The 20320-nt window shown below is 67.7% G+C and carries 21 protein-coding genes; 20 read left to right on the plus strand and 1 reads right to left on the minus strand.

All coding sequences use genetic code 11. The annotated features are described in order from the left end of the window. From Q0716_RS04640 to cobJ, 11 genes are all read left to right on the plus strand, one after another. Positions 1 to 405 (plus strand): bifunctional adenosylcobinamide kinase/adenosylcobinamide-phosphate guanylyltransferase (locus Q0716_RS04640; RefSeq protein ID WP_299020188.1); only part of this gene is annotated, 405 nt, incomplete at its 5' end. After that, positions 402 to 1286: an ABC transporter substrate-binding protein gene (locus Q0716_RS04645; protein WP_299020190.1), complete on the plus strand. Its 885-nt coding sequence runs from the start codon at positions 402 to 404 to the stop codon at positions 1284 to 1286. The genes Q0716_RS04640 and Q0716_RS04645, both read left to right, overlap by 4 nt. Further along, positions 1283 to 2320 (plus strand): iron ABC transporter permease, encoded by a 1038-nt coding sequence (locus Q0716_RS04650; RefSeq protein WP_299020192.1) that lies wholly within the window; start codon positions 1283 to 1285, stop codon positions 2318 to 2320. The genes Q0716_RS04645 and Q0716_RS04650 overlap by 4 nt, the downstream gene beginning before the upstream one ends. Positions 2321 to 2325: 5 nt before the next feature. After that, positions 2326 to 3201, plus strand: coding sequence for an ABC transporter ATP-binding protein (locus Q0716_RS04655; RefSeq protein ID WP_299020194.1), 876 nt, complete (start codon positions 2326 to 2328; stop codon positions 3199 to 3201). After that, positions 3186 to 4187: a biotin synthase BioB gene (gene bioB / locus Q0716_RS04660; RefSeq protein WP_299020197.1), complete on the plus strand. Its 1002-nt coding sequence runs from the start codon at positions 3186 to 3188 to the stop codon at positions 4185 to 4187. The genes Q0716_RS04655 and bioB overlap by 16 nt, the downstream gene beginning before the upstream one ends. 58 nt (positions 4188 to 4245) lie before the next feature. Next, entirely contained in the window at positions 4246 to 4923 is a 678-nt protein-coding gene (locus Q0716_RS04665; protein ID WP_299020199.1) for an energy-coupling factor ABC transporter permease, read from the plus strand. Between the two features lie 2 nt (positions 4924 to 4925). Then, on the plus strand, positions 4926 to 5675 hold the full coding sequence (cobA, locus tag Q0716_RS04670; RefSeq protein WP_299020201.1) for a uroporphyrinogen-III C-methyltransferase: 750 nt from the start codon (positions 4926 to 4928) through the stop codon (positions 5673 to 5675). A gap of 81 nt (positions 5676 to 5756) precedes the next feature. Next, entirely contained in the window at positions 5757 to 6851 is a 1095-nt protein-coding gene (locus tag Q0716_RS04675) for a hypothetical protein (protein WP_299020203.1), read from the plus strand. Further along, on the plus strand, positions 6848 to 7480 hold the full coding sequence (locus tag Q0716_RS04680) for a precorrin-8X methylmutase (RefSeq protein ID WP_299020205.1): 633 nt from the start codon (positions 6848 to 6850) through the stop codon (positions 7478 to 7480). The genes Q0716_RS04675 and Q0716_RS04680 overlap by 4 nt, the downstream gene beginning before the upstream one ends. Further along, positions 7480 to 8214, plus strand: a complete 735-nt coding sequence (locus tag Q0716_RS04685; RefSeq protein WP_299020208.1) for a precorrin-2 C(20)-methyltransferase — start codon at positions 7480 to 7482, stop codon at positions 8212 to 8214. The genes Q0716_RS04680 and Q0716_RS04685 overlap by 1 nt, the downstream gene beginning before the upstream one ends. Next, positions 8211 to 8951 carry a precorrin-3B C(17)-methyltransferase gene (cobJ, locus tag Q0716_RS04690; RefSeq protein ID WP_299020210.1) on the plus strand — a complete coding sequence of 247 codons (741 nt, stop codon included), beginning with the start codon at positions 8211 to 8213 and terminating at the stop codon, positions 8949 to 8951. The genes Q0716_RS04685 and cobJ overlap by 4 nt, the downstream gene beginning before the upstream one ends. Here the strand turns inward: cobJ and Q0716_RS04695 are convergent. After that, positions 8933 to 9718: a cobalt-precorrin-6A reductase gene (locus Q0716_RS04695; protein ID WP_299020212.1), complete on the minus strand. Its 786-nt coding sequence runs from the start codon at positions 9716 to 9718 to the stop codon at positions 8933 to 8935. The genes cobJ and Q0716_RS04695 overlap by 19 nt on opposite strands. Between Q0716_RS04695 and cbiE the strand changes: the two genes are divergently transcribed. The 9 genes from cbiE to Q0716_RS04740 all read left to right on the plus strand — a co-directional run. Then, positions 9693 to 10886, plus strand: a complete 1194-nt coding sequence (gene cbiE / locus Q0716_RS04700; protein WP_299020214.1) for a precorrin-6y C5,15-methyltransferase (decarboxylating) subunit CbiE — start codon at positions 9693 to 9695, stop codon at positions 10884 to 10886. The two genes, Q0716_RS04695 and cbiE, sit on opposite strands and share 26 nt — an antisense overlap. Next, positions 10883 to 11701, plus strand: a complete 819-nt coding sequence (gene cobM, locus Q0716_RS04705) for a precorrin-4 C(11)-methyltransferase (RefSeq protein WP_299020216.1) — start codon at positions 10883 to 10885, stop codon at positions 11699 to 11701. Before cbiE ends, cobM begins: the two co-directional genes overlap by 4 nt. Continuing rightward, positions 11686 to 12501 (plus strand): precorrin-6A synthase (deacetylating), encoded by an 816-nt coding sequence (gene cobF / locus Q0716_RS04710; protein ID WP_299020218.1) that lies wholly within the window; start codon positions 11686 to 11688, stop codon positions 12499 to 12501. The genes cobM and cobF overlap by 16 nt, the downstream gene beginning before the upstream one ends. Beyond that, positions 12492 to 13061 (plus strand): cob(I)yrinic acid a,c-diamide adenosyltransferase, encoded by a 570-nt coding sequence (cobO, locus tag Q0716_RS04715; protein ID WP_299020220.1) that lies wholly within the window; start codon positions 12492 to 12494, stop codon positions 13059 to 13061. The genes cobF and cobO overlap by 10 nt, the downstream gene beginning before the upstream one ends. Before the next feature lie 48 nt (positions 13062 to 13109). Then, on the plus strand, positions 13110 to 14192 hold the full coding sequence (cobW, locus tag Q0716_RS04720; protein ID WP_299020222.1) for a cobalamin biosynthesis protein CobW: 1083 nt from the start codon (positions 13110 to 13112) through the stop codon (positions 14190 to 14192). 18 nt (positions 14193 to 14210) lie between these two features. Further along, on the plus strand, positions 14211 to 17993 hold the full coding sequence (gene cobN, locus Q0716_RS04725) for a cobaltochelatase subunit CobN (RefSeq protein WP_299020224.1): 3783 nt from the start codon (positions 14211 to 14213) through the stop codon (positions 17991 to 17993). A gap of 26 nt (positions 17994 to 18019) precedes the next feature. Beyond that, the gene (locus Q0716_RS04730) at positions 18020 to 19087 is read left to right on the plus strand and encodes an AAA family ATPase (protein ID WP_299020230.1); all 1068 of its coding nucleotides are present in this window, start codon (positions 18020 to 18022) and stop codon (positions 19085 to 19087) included. A gap of 83 nt (positions 19088 to 19170) precedes the next feature. Further along, positions 19171 to 19809: a VWA domain-containing protein gene (locus Q0716_RS04735; RefSeq protein WP_299020226.1), complete on the plus strand. Its 639-nt coding sequence runs from the start codon at positions 19171 to 19173 to the stop codon at positions 19807 to 19809. Beyond that, a partial coding sequence (locus Q0716_RS04740; RefSeq protein ID WP_299020228.1) for a cobalamin biosynthesis protein occupies positions 19809 to 20320 on the plus strand: 512 nt, incomplete at its 3' end. The genes Q0716_RS04735 and Q0716_RS04740, both read left to right, overlap by 1 nt.

Consider the following 20320-nt stretch of genomic DNA (forward strand, 5'->3'; position numbering starts at 1 on the left):
CGGCACCGGCGCGAGCGGGCGCAGCGCGTGCCGGGGATGGCCACGGTGGAGGAGCCGCGTGCGGTGGCGGCGGCGCTGCGGCGCGTCAGCGCTCCGGACACGCTGATCGTGGTGGACTGTCTGACGATGTGGTTGACCCAAGCAACGATGCCGCCGCCGGGCCTGCCGCCGGTGGCCGACGTGCCCGCCGCTTGCGACGAGCTGTGCCAGACGCTGGCTGGCCTGCCGGGGCCGGTGGTGCTGGTGGGCAACGAGATCGGCTGGGGCGTGATCCCGATGGAGGCGCCGGTGCGGCGCTTCATCGACGCGCTGGGCATGTTGAATCAACGCGTGGCGGCTGTGGCGCAGCGGGTGACCGTGGTGGTGGCCGGCTGTCCGTGGGTGGTCAAGGAGGTGGGGGCATGAGACGCATGGGTTGGCCTGTGTGGGCGCTCGCGCTAGGCCTGGTGGGGTGGCTGGGCGCGGCGTGGGCGCAACCCATCACTGTCACCGACGATCGTGGGCGCACCGTGGTGCTGCCCGCCGCGCCGCAGCGGGTGGTCTCGATCCTGCCGTCGTTGACCGAGACCGTGTGCGAGCTGCAGCAGTGCCAACGGCTGGTCGGGGTCGATCGCTACTCCAACTGGCCGGCCGCGATCCAGGCATTGCCGCGGGTGGGAGGTGGCATCGACCCTAACGTCGAGGCCATCGTTGCGCTGCGGCCCGACGTCGTGCTGGCCGCTGTCTCCAGCCGAGGCAGCGAACGGTTGGAGGCGTTGGGTTTGAAGGTGGTGGCACTGGAGCCCAAGACGCACGCGGACATGCGGCGCGTCATGGGCACGGTCGCACGCGTGCTGGGCTTGCCCGCCGAGGATGCGGAGCGGCTGTGGCGGCACATCGATGCCGCCGTGTCGGCGGCGGCACAGTCGCTGCCGCCTAACGTGCGGCGCACGAAAGTCTATTTCGAAGTCAACCGTGCGCCGTACGCAGCCGGGGCGTCGTCATTCATCGGCGAGACCCTGGCGCGGCTGGGCGCGCAAAACATCGTGCCCGCGGAGCTGGGGCCGTTCCCCAAGCTCAACCCCGAGTTCGTGGTGCGGGCCAATCCGGACGTGATCATGGTCGGGGCGCGCAACGCCCCCGGCATGACCGAGCGGCCCGGCTGGGAGCGCATCCGCGCCGTGCGCGAGCGGCGGGTGTGCGTGTTCGACAACGACGACGCCGACACCATCATCCGCCCCGGGCCGCGCTTGGGCGAGGGCGCGCGGCTATTGGCCGATTGTCTGCGCAAGCACGTCCAACCATGAAGCCGTCCGTCTCGCCTTGGTTCGCGTCGCCCACCCTGGCGGCATCGCCCCGCTCGGCGCGCTGCTGGCCGCTGGCGGCGGCGCTCGTGCTGGCGGCAGCCGTATTGGGGACGCTGGGCTTGGGCGTGGGCAGCACGGGCATCGAGCCGGTGTGGGCCATGCTGGCCGACCCGATCGCGGCCCAAATCGTATGGGACATCCGCGCGCCGCGTACCCTGGGCGCCTGGGCGGCGGGGGCATTGCTGGGCTTGGCGGGGGCCGTGGCGCAGGGGCTGTTTCGCAACCCGCTGGCCGACCCCTTTTTGCTGGGTAGCGCGGCGGGCGCGTCGCTCACGGTGGCGCTGGCGCTCGCCGCACTGGGAGTGTCGCCGTTTGCCGCCACGTGGATCGTTCGGCTGGGGTTGACGGGTGCCGCCTTCTTGGGCGCGGTGGCGGCGGTGCTGTTGACGTTGGCGCTTGCGCGCGGGGTGCAGCACACCCTGCGCCTGCTGCTCGCAGGAGTGGTGGTGGGCATGGTGTTGGGGGCGCTGACCTCGCTCGTGACGTTGTTGGTACCCGACGTGCTGCAGGCCATGCAGGCGTTCCTGCTCGGCTCCACTGGCTTCGTCGGTTGGTCTGCCTGCGCCATCATGATGGCTGTGGGCACGGTCTGTATCGGGGCTGCGTGGGCGCTGGCGCGCGTGCTCGACGGGCTGACGTTGGGCGAAGCGACCGCGCAGAGTCTCGGCCTGCCGCTGGCGCCGCTGCGCCTGGCGTTGGTGGCCGTCATCGCGCTGGCCACGGGCACCGCAGTGGCGCAGACCGGCTTGATCGCGTTCGTGGGGTTGGCGGCGCCGCATTTGGTGCGCACGCTCGTCAAGGTCACCCACGGTTGGCTGGTGGCGCTGGCCAGCCTGATGGGTGGGCTGCTGCTGATGGTGGCCGATCTGTTGGCGCGCGGTTTAGTGGCCCCGCAAGAGATCCCGGTCGGGGTGCTCACGGCGGTGCTGGGCGGGGGCTATTTGCTGTGGCTGATGCATCGGCGCACGGGGTGAGCCACATGACGACCGCGCTCCATCCGATCCCGACCGACGCTGCTGTGCTGGCGTTGGCGGCGCAGCGCCTTCGTGTCGAGCTGGGGCCCGCACGGTCCCGGCGGCGCGTGCTCGACGGTGTGGACGTGGCGATCCGCGCCGGTTGCTGGACCAGTATCGTCGGCCCGAATGGCGCGGGCAAATCGACCCTGCTGCGGGCGCTCGCCGGGTTGTTGCCGGTGCAGGGGCGCGTGTCGCTGCTGGGCCGTCCACTTGCCGACTGGCCGCACCGCCAGCGGGCCCGCACCCTCGCTTGGCTGGCGCAGGGAGGGGCGGTGGACGCCGGCGCGGACGACCTGACCGTCTACGACGTGGCCATGCTGGGGCGCTTGCCGCATCGGGGGTGGCTCGCGCCGCCGAGTCCGGCCGACCACGCTGCCGTCGAGGCGGCCCTGCGCCAGACCCAGGCCTGGGAATGGCGCGAGCGCGCCTTTGGTACCTTGTCGGGTGGCGAGCGCCAGCGCGTGCTGCTGGCGCGACTGCTGGCGGTGCAAGCCTCTGTGTTGCTGATGGACGAGCCACTGGCCAACCTCGACCCCCCCCACCAGGCCGATTGGGTGGCGCTGGTGCGCGCGCTCGTCGCGCAGGGCAGCACGGTGGTGAGCGTGTTGCATGATTTGACGATCGCTTTGCAGGCCGATGAGTTACTGATCGTGGCGGCGGGCGCCGTTCGTTACCACGGTATGTGTGCGGCACGACAAACCCAGCAGGCGCTGGAGGCGGTATTCGATCAACGCGTCCGGGTGGTCGGCTCAGACGTCGGGCTGGTCGTCGTCCCCGACGTATCCTCGACCCCTCCGGGCTCTCTTTCTTCAGGAACGACATCATGGAATCCCTCTTGACCTCTGCGGCGGCCGATCCTACCGCGCCCAACGTGGCTTCAGCACCGCGCTGGACGACCGACTCGATCCTGGAACTGCTCGATCTGCCCCTGCCCGAGCTGATGTACCGCGCGCAGACCGTGCATCGGCAGTACCACGACCCGCTGCAAATCGAGCTGGCGACGCTGCTATCGATCAAGACGGGTGGCTGTCCAGAGGACTGTGGCTACTGCCCTCAATCGGTGCACCACCCCACGGGCGTGCAGGCCACCAAAGTGATGACGCCCGACGAGGTGCGCGCGGCGGCGCGCGCGGCCAAGCAGGCGGGTGCGACCCGCTTTTGCATGGGGGCCGCTTGGCGCGCGCCGAACGAGCGCGATTTGGACAAGGTGGTGCAGCTGGTGGAAGTCGTCAAGGATGAAGGGCTGGAGGCGTGCTGCACGCTCGGCATGCTGAGCGCGGACCAGGCGCAGCGGTTGAAGGCCGCGGGGTTGGATTACTACAACCATAACCTGGATACGGCTCCGGAGCTCTACGGCCACATCATCACCACGCGCGACTACCAAGACCGGCTCGACACCTTGCAGCATGTGCGCGAGGCGGGCATCCACGTGTGCTGCGGTGGCATCGTGGGCATGGGCGAGTCGCGCCGTGGGCGCGCGGGATTGATCGCGCAGCTGGCCAATCTCGACCCGTACCCGGAGTCGGTGCCGATCAACCAACTGGTCAGGGTGCAGGGAACCCCCCTGGCCGAGCAGCCCGATCTGGATCCGCTGGAGTTCGTGCGCACGGTGGCGGTGGCGCGCATCACCATGCCGCGCGCCAAGGTGCGCTTGTCCGCTGGGCGGCGCCAGATGGATGACGCGACCCAGGTGTTGTGTTTTCTGGCTGGGGCGAATTCGATTTTTTACGGGGACCGCTTGCTGACCACGGGCAACCCGGACGTGCAGGCCGACCAGGCGCTGCTGGCGCGGGTGGGGCTGACGTCGAGCGTGTTGGCGGGGTAGGGGCGGTTTTTCATCGGTCGGTGCCACCATTGGCACCATTCAACTGGAGGAGCAAACCATGCACATCGAACCGGGAGTCGTAGAGGGCGCCAAAATCGTGCTCAGTTATGCGACCGCTGCAGCCGCGCTCGGCTACGCAGCCAAACAGGTCTGGGAGACCGCCCGGTGCGACGGTTGGCTGCCATTGGCCGTGCGCAGTGTGATCGCAACGTTGCTGGTGTTTTCGTTTTTCGAGGTGCTGCCGCACCGCCCCGTCGGCGTCTCAGAGGTGCACCTGATCATGGGCAGTACGTTGCTGCTCACGCTAGGGGCGGCGCCCGCCGCATTGGGCCTGGCCGGGGGCTTGCTCGTTCAAGGACTGTTTTTCGCGCCAAGTGATCTGCCTCAGTACGGAATGAACGTCACCACGCTGCTCGTGCCTCTGTTTGCCATCCATGCGTTGGCCCAGCGCATCATCCCGTCCCAGACGCGGTATGTCGATATCGGTTACACCCAGGCGCTGAAGTTGTCGACTGCCTATCAGGGCGGTATCGTCGCATGGGTCGCCTTTTGGGCCCTCTATGGGCACGGGCTGGCTGGGGACAACCTCGTCGAGATCGCCCGCTTTGGCGCGGCGTACATGGCGGTCGTATTGCTCGAGCCTGTGGTCGATCTGGCGGTGTTGGCTCTGGCCAAACAGTGGCATCGGTTGAGCAGCAGCCGCTGGGTCGAGCCACGTCTGTATCGCGGTGCCTGACCATGATTGATCGAGGATGGGTGTCGATCGTGGGCGCAGGGCCAGGGCCGCTCGATCTGATGACGCTGCGCGCCATCGATCGACTGGACCGGGCCACGGTCGTCATTCACGACCGCTTGATCGGTGCCGACGTCCTGGCGCGGATCCCGGCCCATGCCCGACGAATCGACGCCGGAAAAACCATGGGGTCGCATACCCTGCCGCAAAACACCATCCATGAACTGATGATCGAGCATGCCCGTCAGGGACATCGGGTGGTGCGCCTCAAGGGCGGCGATCCTCTCGTTTTTGGGCGTGGCGGCGAGGAGATGCAAGCGCTGATGGCAGCGGGCATTCCGTTCGAGATCGTCCCCGGTGTCACTGCCGCCGTGGCCTGCGCGGCGGCCGCAGGCATTGCGTTGACCCACCGGCAGTGGGCGTCGAGTTGCGTCTTTCTTCCTGGTCACCGGGCGCAAGACGATGCGTCGCTGGATTGGGCCTCGTTGGCGCAAGGCTCGCAGACGCTGGTCTTTTACATGGGGGTTACGCGGGTGGCGGCGATCGGGCAGCAGCTGATCGCTCACGGACTGTTGCCGACCACGCCAGCGGCCATGGTCATCGACGGCACCCGTCCGGGACAACGGATACACGCCACCACACTGGAGCGCCTGTTGCGGGCATCACCCGGCTATGGTTCGGGTCCCGGCTTGTTGATCGTGGGCCGGACGGTGGGGCTGAGCCCCTACTATGGGGTCGCAGAGGAGGAGGGTTGAATGGGCACGCATCGTGAGCAGGCGTCGGCGCCCGGGCTCCAACCCCGGCGAAAAGGTTGGTGTCCAGGGGCTTGGCGTCCCATGCTGGCCGCTGACGGCTGGCTGGTGCGCATCAAGCCATGGTGTGGCTATTTGAGTCCCGATCAGGCCCAAGGGTTGGCCGCACTTGCGCAACGTTGGGCGCAGCCGCAGTTGACCGTCACGCAGCGTGCCCATTTGCAGTTGCGCGGGGTGTCTCAAGCGGGCTTGCCCGCGTTGCAGCAGGGGCTGCATGAGCTGGGCCTGTTGGACCCCGATGCGGCTGCCGAGTCACGGCGCAACGTGTTGGTGCAACCCTTTTGGCAGCCTGGCGATGTGACGCATACGGTAGCGGATGCACTCAGCGCAGCGTTGCGCGAGGCCACAGACGTGGCTTTGCCCGCCAAACTGGGGTTTGCGGTCGATACCGGCATGCGGCCCTGTTTGCGCGAAGCATCGGCGGATGTCCGCATCGAGCGTCGTGGCGAAGCCTTGCTGGTGTATGCCGACGGTGCGACGGCGGGCCGCTGTGTGGCGGCAGACGAAGCGGCACATGCCGCCTTGGAGCTGGCGCGCCTGTTCAGCGACAGCGGCGCGGGGCGGCATCAGCGTGTTGCTGACTGGGTGCGGGCGGGCGGCTTGCCTGCTTACTGGCAGCGCGACGCCGTTGCCGACGCGCCGCGCTGGGAACCGACACTGGGGTGCACGGCTGTCGGCTGGTTGTTGGGGGTGGCGTGGGGGCGCTTGCCGGCTGCCACGCTATCCACGTTGGGCGCGAAGGGGGGCGTGCGGCTGACGCCGTGGCGCGCCGTGCTGAGTGAGGGCCTACAGTCCGCCATCGACGAGTCTGCGCTGGTCTGGCGCGCTGACGATCCCCGGTGGCGCACGGCAGTCTGCACCGGCCAGCCCGGGTGCGGGCATGCCCAAGGAACGACGCAGGATGTGGCACAGGCTTTGGCACCGTGGTTGCCTGGCTGGGCCCGCTTGCACGTGACCGGCTGTGCCAAGGGTTGCGCGCATCGCGGGCCGACGTGGACGGTGCGTGTGGGCGAGACAGGACTGGAGTGGCTGGGCTGGGCGATGGCAGACACGCCCGCCAAAGAAGCAGGCTTGTCCCAGCGCGACATCGGCCTCCTGTTACGGGAGTTGCAACCGTGACCTATTCATACGAGCGGGACGCGGCAGTGATTTATCGCCAGTCATTTGCCATCATCCGGGCCGAGGCCGATCTGGCGCACTTCGCCGCGGACGAGGAGCCCATCGCAGTGCGCATGATCCACGCCTGCGGTTGGGTGGGGTTGGCTTCTTCCATCGTTTTTACGCCGGGGGCCGTTCAGGCGGCGCGCCGTGCGTTGGCGGAGGGTGCGCCGATCCTGTGCGACGCCCGTATGGTCAGTGAGGGGATCACGCGGCAGCGGCTACCCGCCCACAACCCGATTCTGTGCACCTTGCACGACCCCGGCGTGCCCGAGTTGGCCCGCCGCCTTGGCACGACGCGCAGTGCCGCGGCGGTGGAGTTGTGGCGTCCCCATCTGATGGGGGCGGTGGTGGTGGTGGGCAATGCCCCGACAGCGTTGTTTCATTTGCTGGAGATGTTGGCGCAGGACGATTGCCCCCAACCCAGCGCCATCATTGGCTGTCCGGTGGGCTTTGTGGGAGCGGCGGAGTCGAAAGAAGCGTTGCTGCAAGCGGCGGTGGCACCGGCCATCGTGGTGCGGGGCCGCCTTGGGGGCTCGGCCATCGCGGTGGCTGCGCTCAATGCGCTGGCGTGCGAGCGGGAGGTGTGATGGGACGCATCATTGGGGTCGGATTGGGACCAGGCGATCCGGATCTGATGTCCGTTCGCGCGCGGGAGCGCTTGCGCGCCGTGCGGCAGGTGGCGTATTTCCGCAAACGTGGACGCCCTGGGCAGGCGCGTCGCATCGTCGAGGGGTTGTTACGCAGCGATGCAGTCCAATGTCCCATGGAATACCCGGTCACCACGGAGTTGCCGTTCGACAGTGCGGTCTACAACGACACACTGGCAGGGTTTTATGACCACTGGAGCGAGCGCTTGGCGGTCATGGCACGCGAGGATGACGTGGCGGTGCTATGCGAGGGGGACCCCTTTTTTTACGGCTCTTTCATGCATCTGTATGTGCGGTTGCAAGCGCGTCTCGAGGTCGAGGTGGTGCCTGGCATGCCGGGAATGGTGGGGTGTTGGGCGGCCACTGGGATGCCCATCACTTGGGGCGATGACGTGTTGACCGTCCTGATGGGCACGCTGCCCGTCGAGCGACTCGTCGAGCACATGGCGCGCGCTGACGCGCTCGTCATCATGAAAACGGGGCGGCATTTGGGTCGGATCCGCCAGGCGCTGGAGCGCACCGGGCGTCTGGCGAATGCGTGGTTGGTGGAATACGGCACCATGCCGCAGCAGCGTGTGCAGCGCTTGGCCGAGGTGCCGAACGAGGCGTGTCCGTACTTTGCCTTGGTGTTGGTGCACGGGCAGGGTCGTCGGCCCCAGGAGCGCGCATCATGAGCGGATACGTCAAGGTTGTGGGCTTGGGGCCGGGCGCGCCCGATCTGGTCACTCCCGAGGTGCAGCGGGCCTTGGACGATGCCACCGATATCGTGGGCTATGGCCCCTACGTCGAGCGCGTGCCGCGGCGCTCGGGCGTGCGCACCCACGTGTCAGACAACCGGCAGGAACGCCAGCGAGCGCAGTTGGCGTTGGCGCTGGCCGCTGCTGGCTCCCAGGTGGTCGTCGTATCGTCGGGCGACCCCGGGGTCTTTGCCATGGCTTCGGCGGTGTTCGAAGTCATGGACGAGCACCCGCAGTGGCAGCGCGTCGCCGTGCAGGTATTGCCGGGGGTGACCGCCATGTTGGCAGCGGCAGCGCGGGTGGGCGCGCCTCTGGGCCACGACTTTTGCGTGGTCAATTTGAGCGACAACCTCAAGCCATGGCCGCTGATCGAGCGGCGTGTGCTCGCGGCGGTCGACACCGACATGGCCTTGGCGCTGTACAACCCCCGCTCCAACGCCCGTCCCGACGGTTTCGGGCGCGTGCTCGATCTGTTGCAGCATCGCTGCGAGCCCGCGCGCTGGGTGGTGCTGGCTCGTGCCGTGTACACGCCGCAGGAATCCGTGCGGTCGTTACCGCTGTGCCAGGTCAGCGCCGATATGGTCGACATGCGGACCCTGGTCATCGTTGGAAGCTCGCGCACGAAGCGTGTCGGGCCGTTCGTCTACACCCCTCGTCAGGTGACCACCGCATGAGCCTCCTCTGTCAAGCCCAGCCAATGCAGGACCCCGGCCACGGTCTCGACCACGGGTCGATCGGGCTGGGGCGGCCGCTCGATCATGATGACCGTACAGCCCAAGCGGCGAGCGGCTTCCAGTTTGGCGTAGCCGCCCTGCCCCCCGGCGTTCTTGGCGATGAGGTGTGTGATCCCATGATCGCGCATCAGGGCCCAGTCACCCTCTGGGGTGAACGGGCCGCGCGCGACCACGACAACGCCCTGTCGTGCGGGCAGCGTCGGCCCCGCATCGACCACGCGCAGCAACCACCAGTGGTGAGGACCCGCCTCCAGAAATGGTTGAATGTGTTGGCGGCCGATGGCCAGAAAAATGCGCGCCGGCTCTCGCGGCAGCGCAGCCACCGCGGCGGGGATGTCGGGTACCGATTGCCACCGGTCGCGCGCTTGGCGAGTCCACGCGGGGCGCTGCAGCGCGAGCAGGGCGACACCGGTCGCCGCGCAGGCCTGTGCGGCGTGCCAGCTCATTTGCGCAGCGAAGGGGTGGGTGGCATCGATCACGTGTGTGATGCGCTGCGAGCGCAGGTATTCGCACAGGCCCGCCACCCCGCCGAAGCCGCCTACGCGGGTGGGCAGGGGCTGTGGCAGCGGTTGTGCGGTACGGCCAGCGTACGAGAACACGGCCGCCACCTTCGCTGCTGCCAGGGCGCGTGCCAGCTCACTGGCTTCGCTGGTGCCACCCAACAAAAGGACACGGGGCGTGATGGTTGAACCTTGGTTGACGATCATCGGTGTGAGCGAACATGGGCTGGCTGGATGCAGCGATGGTAGCCGAGCCGCGATCGAGCGTGCCGAGCGCATTTTTGGTGGCGCCCGGCACTTGGCCCTGGTGCAAGCGGGCGTGCGCGGGCAGGAATGGCCCAGTCCCTTCGATGTCGCGCCGGTGTTGGCGTGGCGCGGTCGGCCAGTGGTCGTGCTGGCGTCGGGCGACCCGTTTTGGTATGGAGTAGGGGGCACGCTCGCCCGCCATCTGCCCGCCCACGAATGGGTGGCTTACCCGGGACCGTCCACCTTCTCGTGGGCAGCCGCGCGTCTGGGATGGCGCCTCGAGGACACGGCGTGCCTCGGTTTGCACAGCCTGCCCAGCAGTACGGCGAGACCGTGGCTGCGGCGTGGGCAACGCCTGATCGCGTTGCTGCGTGACGCGGCGCAGCTGCACGAGCTGGCGGCCCTGGCGAGCGAGCTTGGCTACGGCGCCAGCGCGGGTTGGGCCTTGCAGCGCTTGGGCGGGCCGCATGAGCGCGTCGTGCCCTTTGTGTTGCATGAGCCTCCCCGTTTGCCTGAATTGCAGGCTCCGTTGGCAGTGGCGTTTTGGCTGTGTGACGGTCCCGCGGGTCTGCCCGTGACACCCGGCTTGCCGGATGCGTGCTTCGTGCACGATGGCGTGATGACCAAATCGCCGATGCGGGCGCTGACGCTGCGGGCATTGGCCCCGCGACCGGGCGAGGTGTTGTGGGATTTGGGTGCCGGCGCGGGCTCGGTGGCCATCGAGTGGTGCCTCACGGGCGGACTCGCGCATGCCGTTGAACGCCAGGCGTTGCGTGCCGCGCACATCCAGCTCAATGCGCAGCGTCTCGGTGTGCAGCCGCGCTTGCACGTCCACGCGACATCGATACTCGAGGCGCTACCCCGCCTGCCGGACCCGCAGGCGGTCTTCGTGGGGGGAGGGTTCGATACTGGGGTGTTCGACGCGCTGCGTGCGCGCTTGCCGGCGGGGTGTCGCTTGGTGGTCAACGCGGTGACGTTGGCCACGATGGCGTGCTTGCAGTCGCTGCACGCGCGCTGGGGTGGCGAGCTGTGGCAATTCACGATCACACAGGCGCAGCCACTGGGGGGCGGCCACGCTTGGCAGCCGGCACGCCCGTGGATGCAATGGATGTGGGAGGTCGAGGCATGACGGTGCATTTCATCGGCGCGGGACCAGGCGCGCCTGATCTGTTGACGCTGCGGGGGCGCGATTTGATCGCTGCCAGTCCCGTTTGCCTGTACGCGGGTTCACTGGTGCCTGCGGGGGTGCTGGCGCATTGCCCGCCGGGGGCACGTATTGTGGACACCTCGGCGCTGTGCCTGGAAGACATCATCGACGAAATACGCCGCGCCCACGAGCTCGGGCAGGATGTGGCTCGTTTGCACTCGGGCGATCTGTCGGTTTGGTCGGCGATGGGCGAGCAGCTTCACGCGCTGCGGGCGCTCGGCATCCCATACACCATCACGCCCGGTGTACCGTCGTTTGCGGCCGCGGCCGCAGAGCTGGGTTGTGAGCTCACGGTTCCCGGCATGAGTCAGTCGGTGGTGCTCACGCGCTTGCAAGGGCGCGCATCCCCAGTGCCCACGACCGAGTCGTTGGAACAGTTTGCGCGCACGGGGGCGACATTGGCGATTCACTTGTCGATCCACGCGCTTTCCGACGTGGTGCGGGCGCTGTTGCCCTACTACGGGGCTGACGCGCCGACGGCGGTGGTGTGGCGTGCGTCGTGGCCCGACGCGTGTGTGGTACGCGCGACCTTGGGCACGATCGAGGACGCCGCGGTCGGGCAAGGCCCTCTACACACCGCCATCATCATGGTGGGGCGCAACCTGGATCCCGATGCGGTCGGGCGCAGCCGGCTGTACGCGGCCGATTACGAGCGGCGCCACCGGCGGTCGAGGCGAATGGCCGTTGACGCGGTTGAGGGCATGGACACGGAGCGCGGGGCATGCGCGTCGAGCTGACCCTCATCGGCATGGGCACCGGCTGCCCCGACCACTTGACACGCCAAGGCGTGGTCGCGCTGCAGGAGGCTGATCTCGTTTTGTTGCCGCGCAAAGGTGAAGAAAAAGCCGCATTGGCGGCGGTGCGGCAACAGATATGCGAGCAGTGGCTAAGCGGCACGGGGGTACGGCTGGCATGGTTTGACATGCCCGAGCGCCAACCGGCGCAGGCGCTGGCGGACTACTGCTTGGCAGTGCAACGGTGGCACGATGCCATCGCCGATGTGTGGCACACGTCGCTGCGGCAGCATTTGCCGACCGGTGGGCGGGTGGCCATGCTCGTGTGGGGTGACCCCTCCCTGTACGACAGCAGCTTGCGTATCGCGCAACGTTTGGCCCAACAGGTAACGTTGCGCACGCGCGTGGTCCCCGGCATCACGGCGCTGCAAGCGCTGACAGCCGCGCACGCGGTCGCGCTCAACGAGATCCATGCCCCGATCTTCATCACCACCGGTCGTTGGCTGCGCGACCATGGTTGGCCACGGCAGGCCGATACGGTCGCAGTCATGTTGGACGGCCAAGCGTCGTTCCTCACCTTGCCGCCGGACGGCATCACCATTTGGTGGGGGGCGTATCTGGGGATGCCGCAAGAGCTACTGGCGCACGGACCTCTGGCCGACGTCGGTTCGGTCATCGCCGCGCAACGCCGGCGGGCACGCGCACAGCACGGCTGGATCATGGATACCTACCTTTTGCGGCGGGCACCGGCGCATTCCCACGACGCTCACCCCGCCGGGCTCCAGGAGGCGACATGGAACTGATCAACCCACCGACTCAGCGCGACACGCCGCGGCCCAGCGGTGAACGCCGCGGCCTCGTCATCGTGCACACTGGCCCGGGCAAGGGCAAAAGTACCGCCGCGTTCGGGCTGGCGCTGCGCGCGCACGGACGGGGCAAGGCGGTCAAGATCTACCAGTTCATGAAGGTGCCGACCGCTCGTTTCGGCGAGCATCGCGTCTTTTCCCAACTCGGCATTCCGATCGAGGGGTTGGGTGACGGGTTTAGCTGGAAAAGCCGCGATCTGGCGCATTCTGCGCAGCTGGCGCTCGACGGCTGGACCAAAGCCGAGGCGACCATCGAGGCAGGGGCGCACTTCATGGTCGTGCTGGACGAAATCATGTATCCGTTGCGCTACGGCTGGGTGCCATTGGCGCGGGTGTTGGACTGTCTTCGGCGCCGCCCGGCGGGCGTGACCGTTGTGTTGACCGGCCGCCACGCGCCTGAGGAGCTGATCGAGCTGGCCGACACCGTCACCGAGATGACACTGATCAAACACCATTTTCAGGCGGGTGTGCCCGCCCAGCGTGGCATCGAAGACTGAAAAAACCCCCGCAGCCCTATCCCAACGACTCCACCGAGGCATCACCCTATGCATGTGCGCAAGATCCCCACCACGATCGTCACCGGCTTTCTGGGGGCTGGTAAAACCACGCTGCTGCGCCATCTGTTGACCCACGCACAGGGACGCCGCATCGCGCTCATCGTCAATGAATTTGGTGAGCTGGGCATCGATGGCGAGCTGTTGCGCGGCTGTGGCATCGGTTGTGACGAGAGCGGTCAGCCCAACGGCGAGATGATCGAATTGGCCAATGGTTGTCTGTGCTGCACCGTCCAGGAGGAGTTCGCGCCCGCGATGGAGCGGTTGGCGGCGCGCCGCGATCGCATCGACCACCTGGTCATCGAAACCTCCGGGCTGGCGCTGCCCAAGCCTCTGGTGCAAGCATTTCAGTGGCCCACGCTCAAACATGCCTTCACCGTCGATGCGGTGGTCACCGTGGTCGACGCCCCCGCGGTCGCCGAGGGGCGTTTTGCCGACGACCCGGTGGCGGTGCAGGCCCAGCGCCAAGCGGACGAAAACCTCGATCACGAATCGCCGTTGGCGGAGTTGTATGCCGATCAGCTCGCCACTGCCGACTTGGTTGTCGTCAACAAAGTCGATGCACTGCCACCCGAGGCACTCGCGGGGGTGCTACGAAGTGTGCGCGCTCACACGGCGCCGGGGGTGCAGTGCGTCTTGAGTCAACACGGTCGGCTGGATCCAGATGTGCTGCTGGGTCTTCAGCGGGCGGTGGAAGACGTCATCGACACCCGGCGTACCCACCACGACGAGGAGGATGACCACGATCACGACGCTTTTGACTCGCTGGTGCTGACGCTGAACGTGCGCGATCGCACGCAGCTGCTACAGGCCTTGCAGGCCTGCGTGCTGGCCTGGCCGATTTACCGCATCAAAGGCTTCGTGGCGCTGCCTGGGGCAGTGATGCGGCTCGTCGTGCAAGGCGTGGGGCAACGGTTCGATAGCCACTTCGATCGGCCGTGGCGGGCCGATGAGCCACGCGTGAGCCGCCTGGTCTTCATCGGCCGCGATTTGGCGCGCGACGGGATCGAGGCACTGCTGCGGCAGCGCTTGGGCGCCGATGCGGTGCACGTGGGCGAGTCGACACCAGCATAACGAGCGACAGGTTGCCCTATGCACGTGCTCGCTGCTCGCCCCGGGGGCTTCGTCGATGATGGCGCAGCCGGCGTGGTGCGCGTGTCGCAATCGCCCGGCGACATCGTGGTGCTCAGCGCAGCGGACACGACGCTGTCGTTGCTGGCCGAGGCGGTGCAGGCACTGCCCGAGACAGCGCCGCGCGTGCGATTGACCAATTTGATGGCGCTGCGCCAGCCCGCCTCGGTCGATTGGTATATCGACGACGTGTTGAGCCATGCGCGCGCCATCGTCATCGATCATCTGGGGGCCGCAGCTGACTGGGCTTATCTGGTCGAGCGCGTGACGGCCATGGCACAGCGCCAGGGCCAGTGGGTGGCGCTCTTTTCAGGAGACATGCAGGAGGATGCGCAGCTCCTGTTGCGCTCGAGCGCGGGTGTCGCCGACAGTCGGCTGCTGTGGCGATATCTGCGTGAGGGCGGTCGCGTCAACGCGCAGCGGTTTTTTGCCACCATCCTGCACCGTGTTTGGGGGATCGGCCTTCCGCCCGATCCCCCCGAGCCCATGCCAGAGGTTTTTCCGTATCAGCCGGCCACGGCGCTGCCCCGCGTCGATACACAAGCACCGACGGCGTTGCTCGTGCTCTACCGTGCGCATGTGTTGGCCGGCAATACCGGCGTTTTCGATCGCCTCATGCAGGCGCTGGCGGAGCGGGGATTGCAGGTGCGCGCGTGGGCGGTGGACTCGCTCAAATCTTGCGCTGCGCAATCCGCGCTGCGTGCCGCCTTCGCGGCGCAACCGGTCGATATCGTGCTCAACACGACGGCATTTGCCGCTGGCGGTGGCGATGGTGACGGGGACGAGACCTGTCCATGGTGGGGTGACGCCCCCGTCCTACAGCTGATCACCGCCGGCAGCAGCCGCGAGCGCTGGGCCCAGGATCCGCACGGCTTGTCGCCGCGCGACCAAGCGATGCACGTGGTGTTGCCAGAGGTCGATGGGCGCATCATCACGCGGGCCATCAGCTTCAAAGGCACGGGCTGGCGTTGCGAAAGGGCCGAGGTGGATGTGGCGCGCTATGAAGCCGCGTTCGACCGCATCGACTTTGTGGCAGAGCTGGCGCGTCGGTGGTGTCGGCTGCGCAGACAACCTCCCCATCGCCTGCGGTTGGCCTTCATCTTGGCCAACTATCCTTGCGACGATGCGCGCATCGGCCACGCCGTCGGGTTGGATACGCCTGCATCGCTGTTGGCCATCCTCGATGCCTTGCGCGAGCAGGGCGTCGATGTGGGGGATCTGCCAGCGGATGGCCAGCGGCTCATGGCGTTGTTGCAACAGAGCGTCACCCACAGTTTGGAGGCCAACCCGATGCGCCCGGCTGTCCAAAGCCTGGCGCTGCAAGACTACGAGCGTTCTTTGTCCTCGTTGCCCGCAGCGCTGCGCGCGCAGGTGGACGCCCTGTGGGGACCGCCGCAGTGTGACCCCATGGTGCGACAGGGGCGCATCATGATTCCTGGTTTGCGGCTGGGGCGAGTATTCGTGGGAATTCAGCCTCCGCGCGGGCGCGACATCGATCTTGTGCGCACCTACCACGATGCCGATCTGGTGCCGCCCCATGCGTATCTGGCCTTCTACGTCTGGCTGCGCGAGCATTGGCAGGCCGATGCCATCGTGCACGTAGGCAAACACGGCAACCTGGAATGGTTGCCCGGTAAAAGCGTGGCGCTGGGGCAGGGGTGCTGGCCCGACTGGGTATTGGGGCCGATGCCCCATTTGTACCCGTTCATCGTCAACGATCCGGGGGAAGGGTGCCAGGCCAAACGGCGCACGCAGGCGGTCATCGTCGACCATCTCATGCCACCCTTGACGCGCGCCGAAACCTACGGCCTGCTGCAGGCCATCGAGCGAACGATGGACGAGTACTACGAGGCGTTGCTGCTGGACCCGCGCCGCGCGCAGCGCCTGCGGGAGCGCATTCTGGACGACGTGCTGCAGCACCAACTGCACCGTGATCTGGGGTTCGAGACGCCCGCCGACGAGGGGCAGCGCGTTGCCCTGTTGCAGCGTCTGGACGCGTACTTGTGCGACATCAAAGAAAGTCAAATTCGGCAAGGGCTGCACATTTTCGGGCGCTCTCCGGAGGGCCCTGCGCGTCTCGAGACCCTGATGGCGCTGGTCCGGTTTCCCCGCGGTTCTGGCATGGCACAGGACAGCCTTTTGCGCGCCCTGGCAGCCGATCTCGGGCTGGAAGGCTACGATCCCTTGCAGGCCGAAGCGGCAGCGCCGTGGCAGGGACCGCGCCCCGCCCCCCTAGTGGCCGTCCACGATGGTCCGTGGCGCCACCATGGCCATACCCGCGAGCGTCTAGAGCGGCTCGCCCTGCAGGCGCTGGCCGAGCCATGCCGGTTCGACCCGGCCCAGTGGCCGCGCACTTGCGCTGTGCTGTCGGACGTCCTGGATCGAGTGGTGCCCCGGTTGGACGCTTGCGGTCGGCAGGAAATGACCCAGTTGTTGTCCGGTCTGCGGGGGCGGTTCGTCCCGCCTGGTCCCAGCGGTGCGCCCTCACGCGGGCGCATCGACGTCTTGCCTACCGGGCGCAATTTCTACGCGGTCGACACCCGTGCCGTGCCCACGCCCACGGCCTGGGCCATGGGGATGCAGGCGGCACAGCGGCTCATCGAGCGGCACCTGCAAGACCACGGCACCTATCCCCAAAGCGTGGGCATGTCCGTCTGGGGCACGAGCACCATGCGCACCGGTGGCGAGGATTTTGCGCAGGCGCTGGCCCTGCTCGGCGTGCGGCCCCGTTGGGCGGAGGGCAGTGGTCGTGTCGTGGACATCGAGGTCTTGCCCATGAGCATCACGCAGCGTCCGCGCATCGACGTGACATTGCGGATCTCGGGTTTTTTCCGTGACGCATTTCCCGCCTTGATCGATTTGTTCGATGTTGCGGTGCAAGCGGTCGCCGCCATCCCCCCAGAGGATGAGCCCGACGAGGTCAACCCGATACGGGTGCGCGTGCAACGCGAGGCGGGGCTGGCTCGAGCGCACGGGGAGGACTCCCGTGAGGCGTGGCGAAGGGCGACTTGGCGCGTGTTTGGTCCGCGCTTGGGGGACTATGGCAATGGTATCCAGGAACGCATTCAGAGCGGGCGTTGGCGCGCGCGTGACGAGTTGGCCCAAGCCTTCGTCAACGCCAGCGCCTACGCCTATGGACAGGGCCAGCACGGCGCCCCGGCGCACCATTCGTTCATGCAGCGCATGGCCGCGGTCGATGTGGTCGTGCACAATCAGGACAACCGCGAGCACGATATTCTCGATTCGGACGGCTATTACCCTTTTCTGGGGGGCATGGCCGCCGCCAGCACATGGCTGCGCGGCCAGGCGCCAGCGATCTATCATGGCGACGCCAGTGTGCCTGGCGCGCCTCGCATCCGGACCCTGGCCGAGGAACTGGCGCGTGTCGTGCGAGCGCGCGCCGTCAATCCGAAATGGGTGGCTGCCATGCGCCAACATGGCTATCGCGGGGCGGCCGAGATGGCCTCGACCGTCGATCTGCTGTTTGGCTTTGGCGCGACCACGGGCTTGGTGGCTGACCACCAATACGCCCTCATGGCGGATACCTATGTTCTCGATCCTGTCAACCAGGCTTTTCTGCAGCAAGTCAACCCGCAAGCCCTGCGCAGCTTGGGGCTGCGCTTGCTAGAGGCCATCCAGCGCGGTTTGTGGCGAGACGGCGGCGCCTACGCCGAACGACTGCGCGAGGCGCTGCTGTGGCTGGATGACGCCATGGAAAACAACCCTTCGGTGAACCCCCTGTGAACACCTCCCCACCTTTGGTCGACGACATGTCGGCGGCGCCCTCTTTCCCTTTTACCGCGCTCGTTGGGCAGCCAAGGTTGCAGCTGGCGTTGTTGTTGGCGGCCATCGATCCCGGTTTGGGGGGAGTGCTCGTCAGCGGCCCCCGCGGAACGGCGAAATCCACCGCAGCGCGCGCGTTGGCCCAGTTGCTCCCGGATGCCCCGTTCGTGACCTTGCCACTGAGCGCCACGCTCGAGCAGGTCGTGGGGACGCTGGACGTGGAGGGGGCGTTGCGCGACGGCAGCGTAAGGCTGGCGCCGGGTCTGTTGGCCCGCGCGCACGGCGGGGTGCTCTACGTGGACGAGGTCAACCTGTTGTCCGATGCATTGGTCGACGCCATGCTCGACGTCGCGGCCAGCGGCGTCAACATCGTGGAGCGCGACGGCGTGTCGCATCGCCATGTGGCGCGGTTTGTTTTGGTGGGCACCATGAATCCCGAAGAGGGCGAATTGCGCCCCCAGTTGTTGGATCGATTCGGTTTGTTCGTGGCACTGGACAACCCGTCCGATCCGAGTGTGCGGGCGGCGATCGTGCGCGCACGGCTGGCGTACGAGGCCGATCCGGCGGCGTTCGCGCGCCAGCATGCCGACCAACAGGCGACTTGGCGGCAGCGCTTGCAGCGAGCGCGAGCCTTGCTGCCCGCGCTGTCTTGGTCGGACGAGGTATTTCAGGTGGCCGCCACACTCGCTCATCGAGCCCAGGTCGATGGTGTCAGAGGTGATTTGGTGTTGCTCAAGGCCTCCCGTGCACACGCAGCGTGGCTGGGTCGCGAGTGCATCACACCCGAGGATGTGCATGCTGTCGCTGACATGGCGCTGGTGCACCGGCGATCGGCATCGTCCCCGGCCCCAGCACCGCAGCCGGTGACGAACGCGGCGCGCGATTGGGGAGGCGCTCCGGAGGCGCTTACCGGCAGTGTCGGGGACGCCGCGCGCGCCAGCGAGGAGGGCGCTGTTGCCGCTGATGGCCATGACGGCTGGGGCGCACTCCCCCCGCAGCCCGTCGACATGATGGGGTCTGCCGCGTGGAAGGGCTGGCCCATAAAAAAGGCGTGAGCCACCCGGTGGGTCAGGCGCCTTGGGCGAGCAGCCTGCCGCGGTGGCCACGCCAATGGGCGGTGCGCCCCCAGGGGCAGTCGATGGGCCGATCGGAAGAATACGCCGACGGGGCAGTCGATTGGCCAGCGACGCTGCAGCGCAAAGGGCCGCAGCCCCTGCAGCTGCGGCACTTGAGGCGACGGCATCGCTTGCAGACACCCGCGGATCTGCACTTGATCGTGATCGATCGTTCCGGTTCGATGGGCTGGAGCGGCAGAATCGCCCGTGCCAAGGCGTATGCCGCGGGTTTGCTCGAGCAGGCGCGCACCGCCGGTCAACAGGTCGCCCTACTGGCCCTTGGGGGGCAAGGGGTGGAGTGGATCCAGGCCCCCGCGTTTGCGCGACGTGCCTTCATCGAGCGGCTACGCCCCGTGGGTTGTGGGGGCGGCACGCCGATGGAGGCCGCCCTGGCGCAAGCCGACGCGGCGCTGCGAGCCCATGCGCGCCGGTATCCGGGGGCGTTGCGCCACCTGTGGCTGCTGACTGACGGGAGGCTGCCCCGCATCCCGGCGCGCCCGCAGACGGCGCAGCGGATCTACATCGTGGATTTCGACGATGGCCGCATTGCCGTGGGGCGTGCCCGATGGTGGGCCCAATGTTGGGGGGCCGCTTGGTTGCCCGGCAGTGACGGGTCTGCCGGTCTGGCTTGGCGATCCCCTGACGGAGTGGCACGCGAATGATGGATGGTCAGCCAGTGCTGGTGCCGTCACCCCACATGATCGGGGGCGGGCTGGCCATCGTGGTGGCATGGCTGATCGATGGGGTTTGGGGCGAGCCCCCAGCCCGTTGGCACCCCGTGGTTTGGATGGGGCGCTATTTGGCCTGGGCGGGCGCATGGGCGGCGCCGGCCGCCCCGGCACCGCCCGATGCGGCGCGCCGCGCCTGGTGGCGTGGTACGCTGGCCTGGTGGGCGGGCGCTGCCGTCGTGGTTGCCTGTGCCGTCGCGCTGCAGGCGGCCCTGGCGCGCCTGCCGAGCGTCTGGCAGGGGCTGCTGTTGGGTGTGTGCCTCAAGCCCATGTTCGCGTGGCGCATGCTGCGCGATGAAGTGGCCGCGGTGGAGGTGGCGCTGGCGCGGTCGCTGTCTGCCGGGCGTGCGCAGGTGCAGCGGCTCGTCAGCCGCGATGTGCACACACTCGACGAAGCCGATGTGCGCGGCGCGGCGCTGTCGACGCTGGCGGAAAATCTCAACGA

This window comes from uncultured Tepidimonas sp. (assembly GCF_938045175.1).
In the GTDB taxonomy this organism is placed as follows: Bacteria; Pseudomonadota; Gammaproteobacteria; order Burkholderiales; family Burkholderiaceae_C; genus Tepidimonas.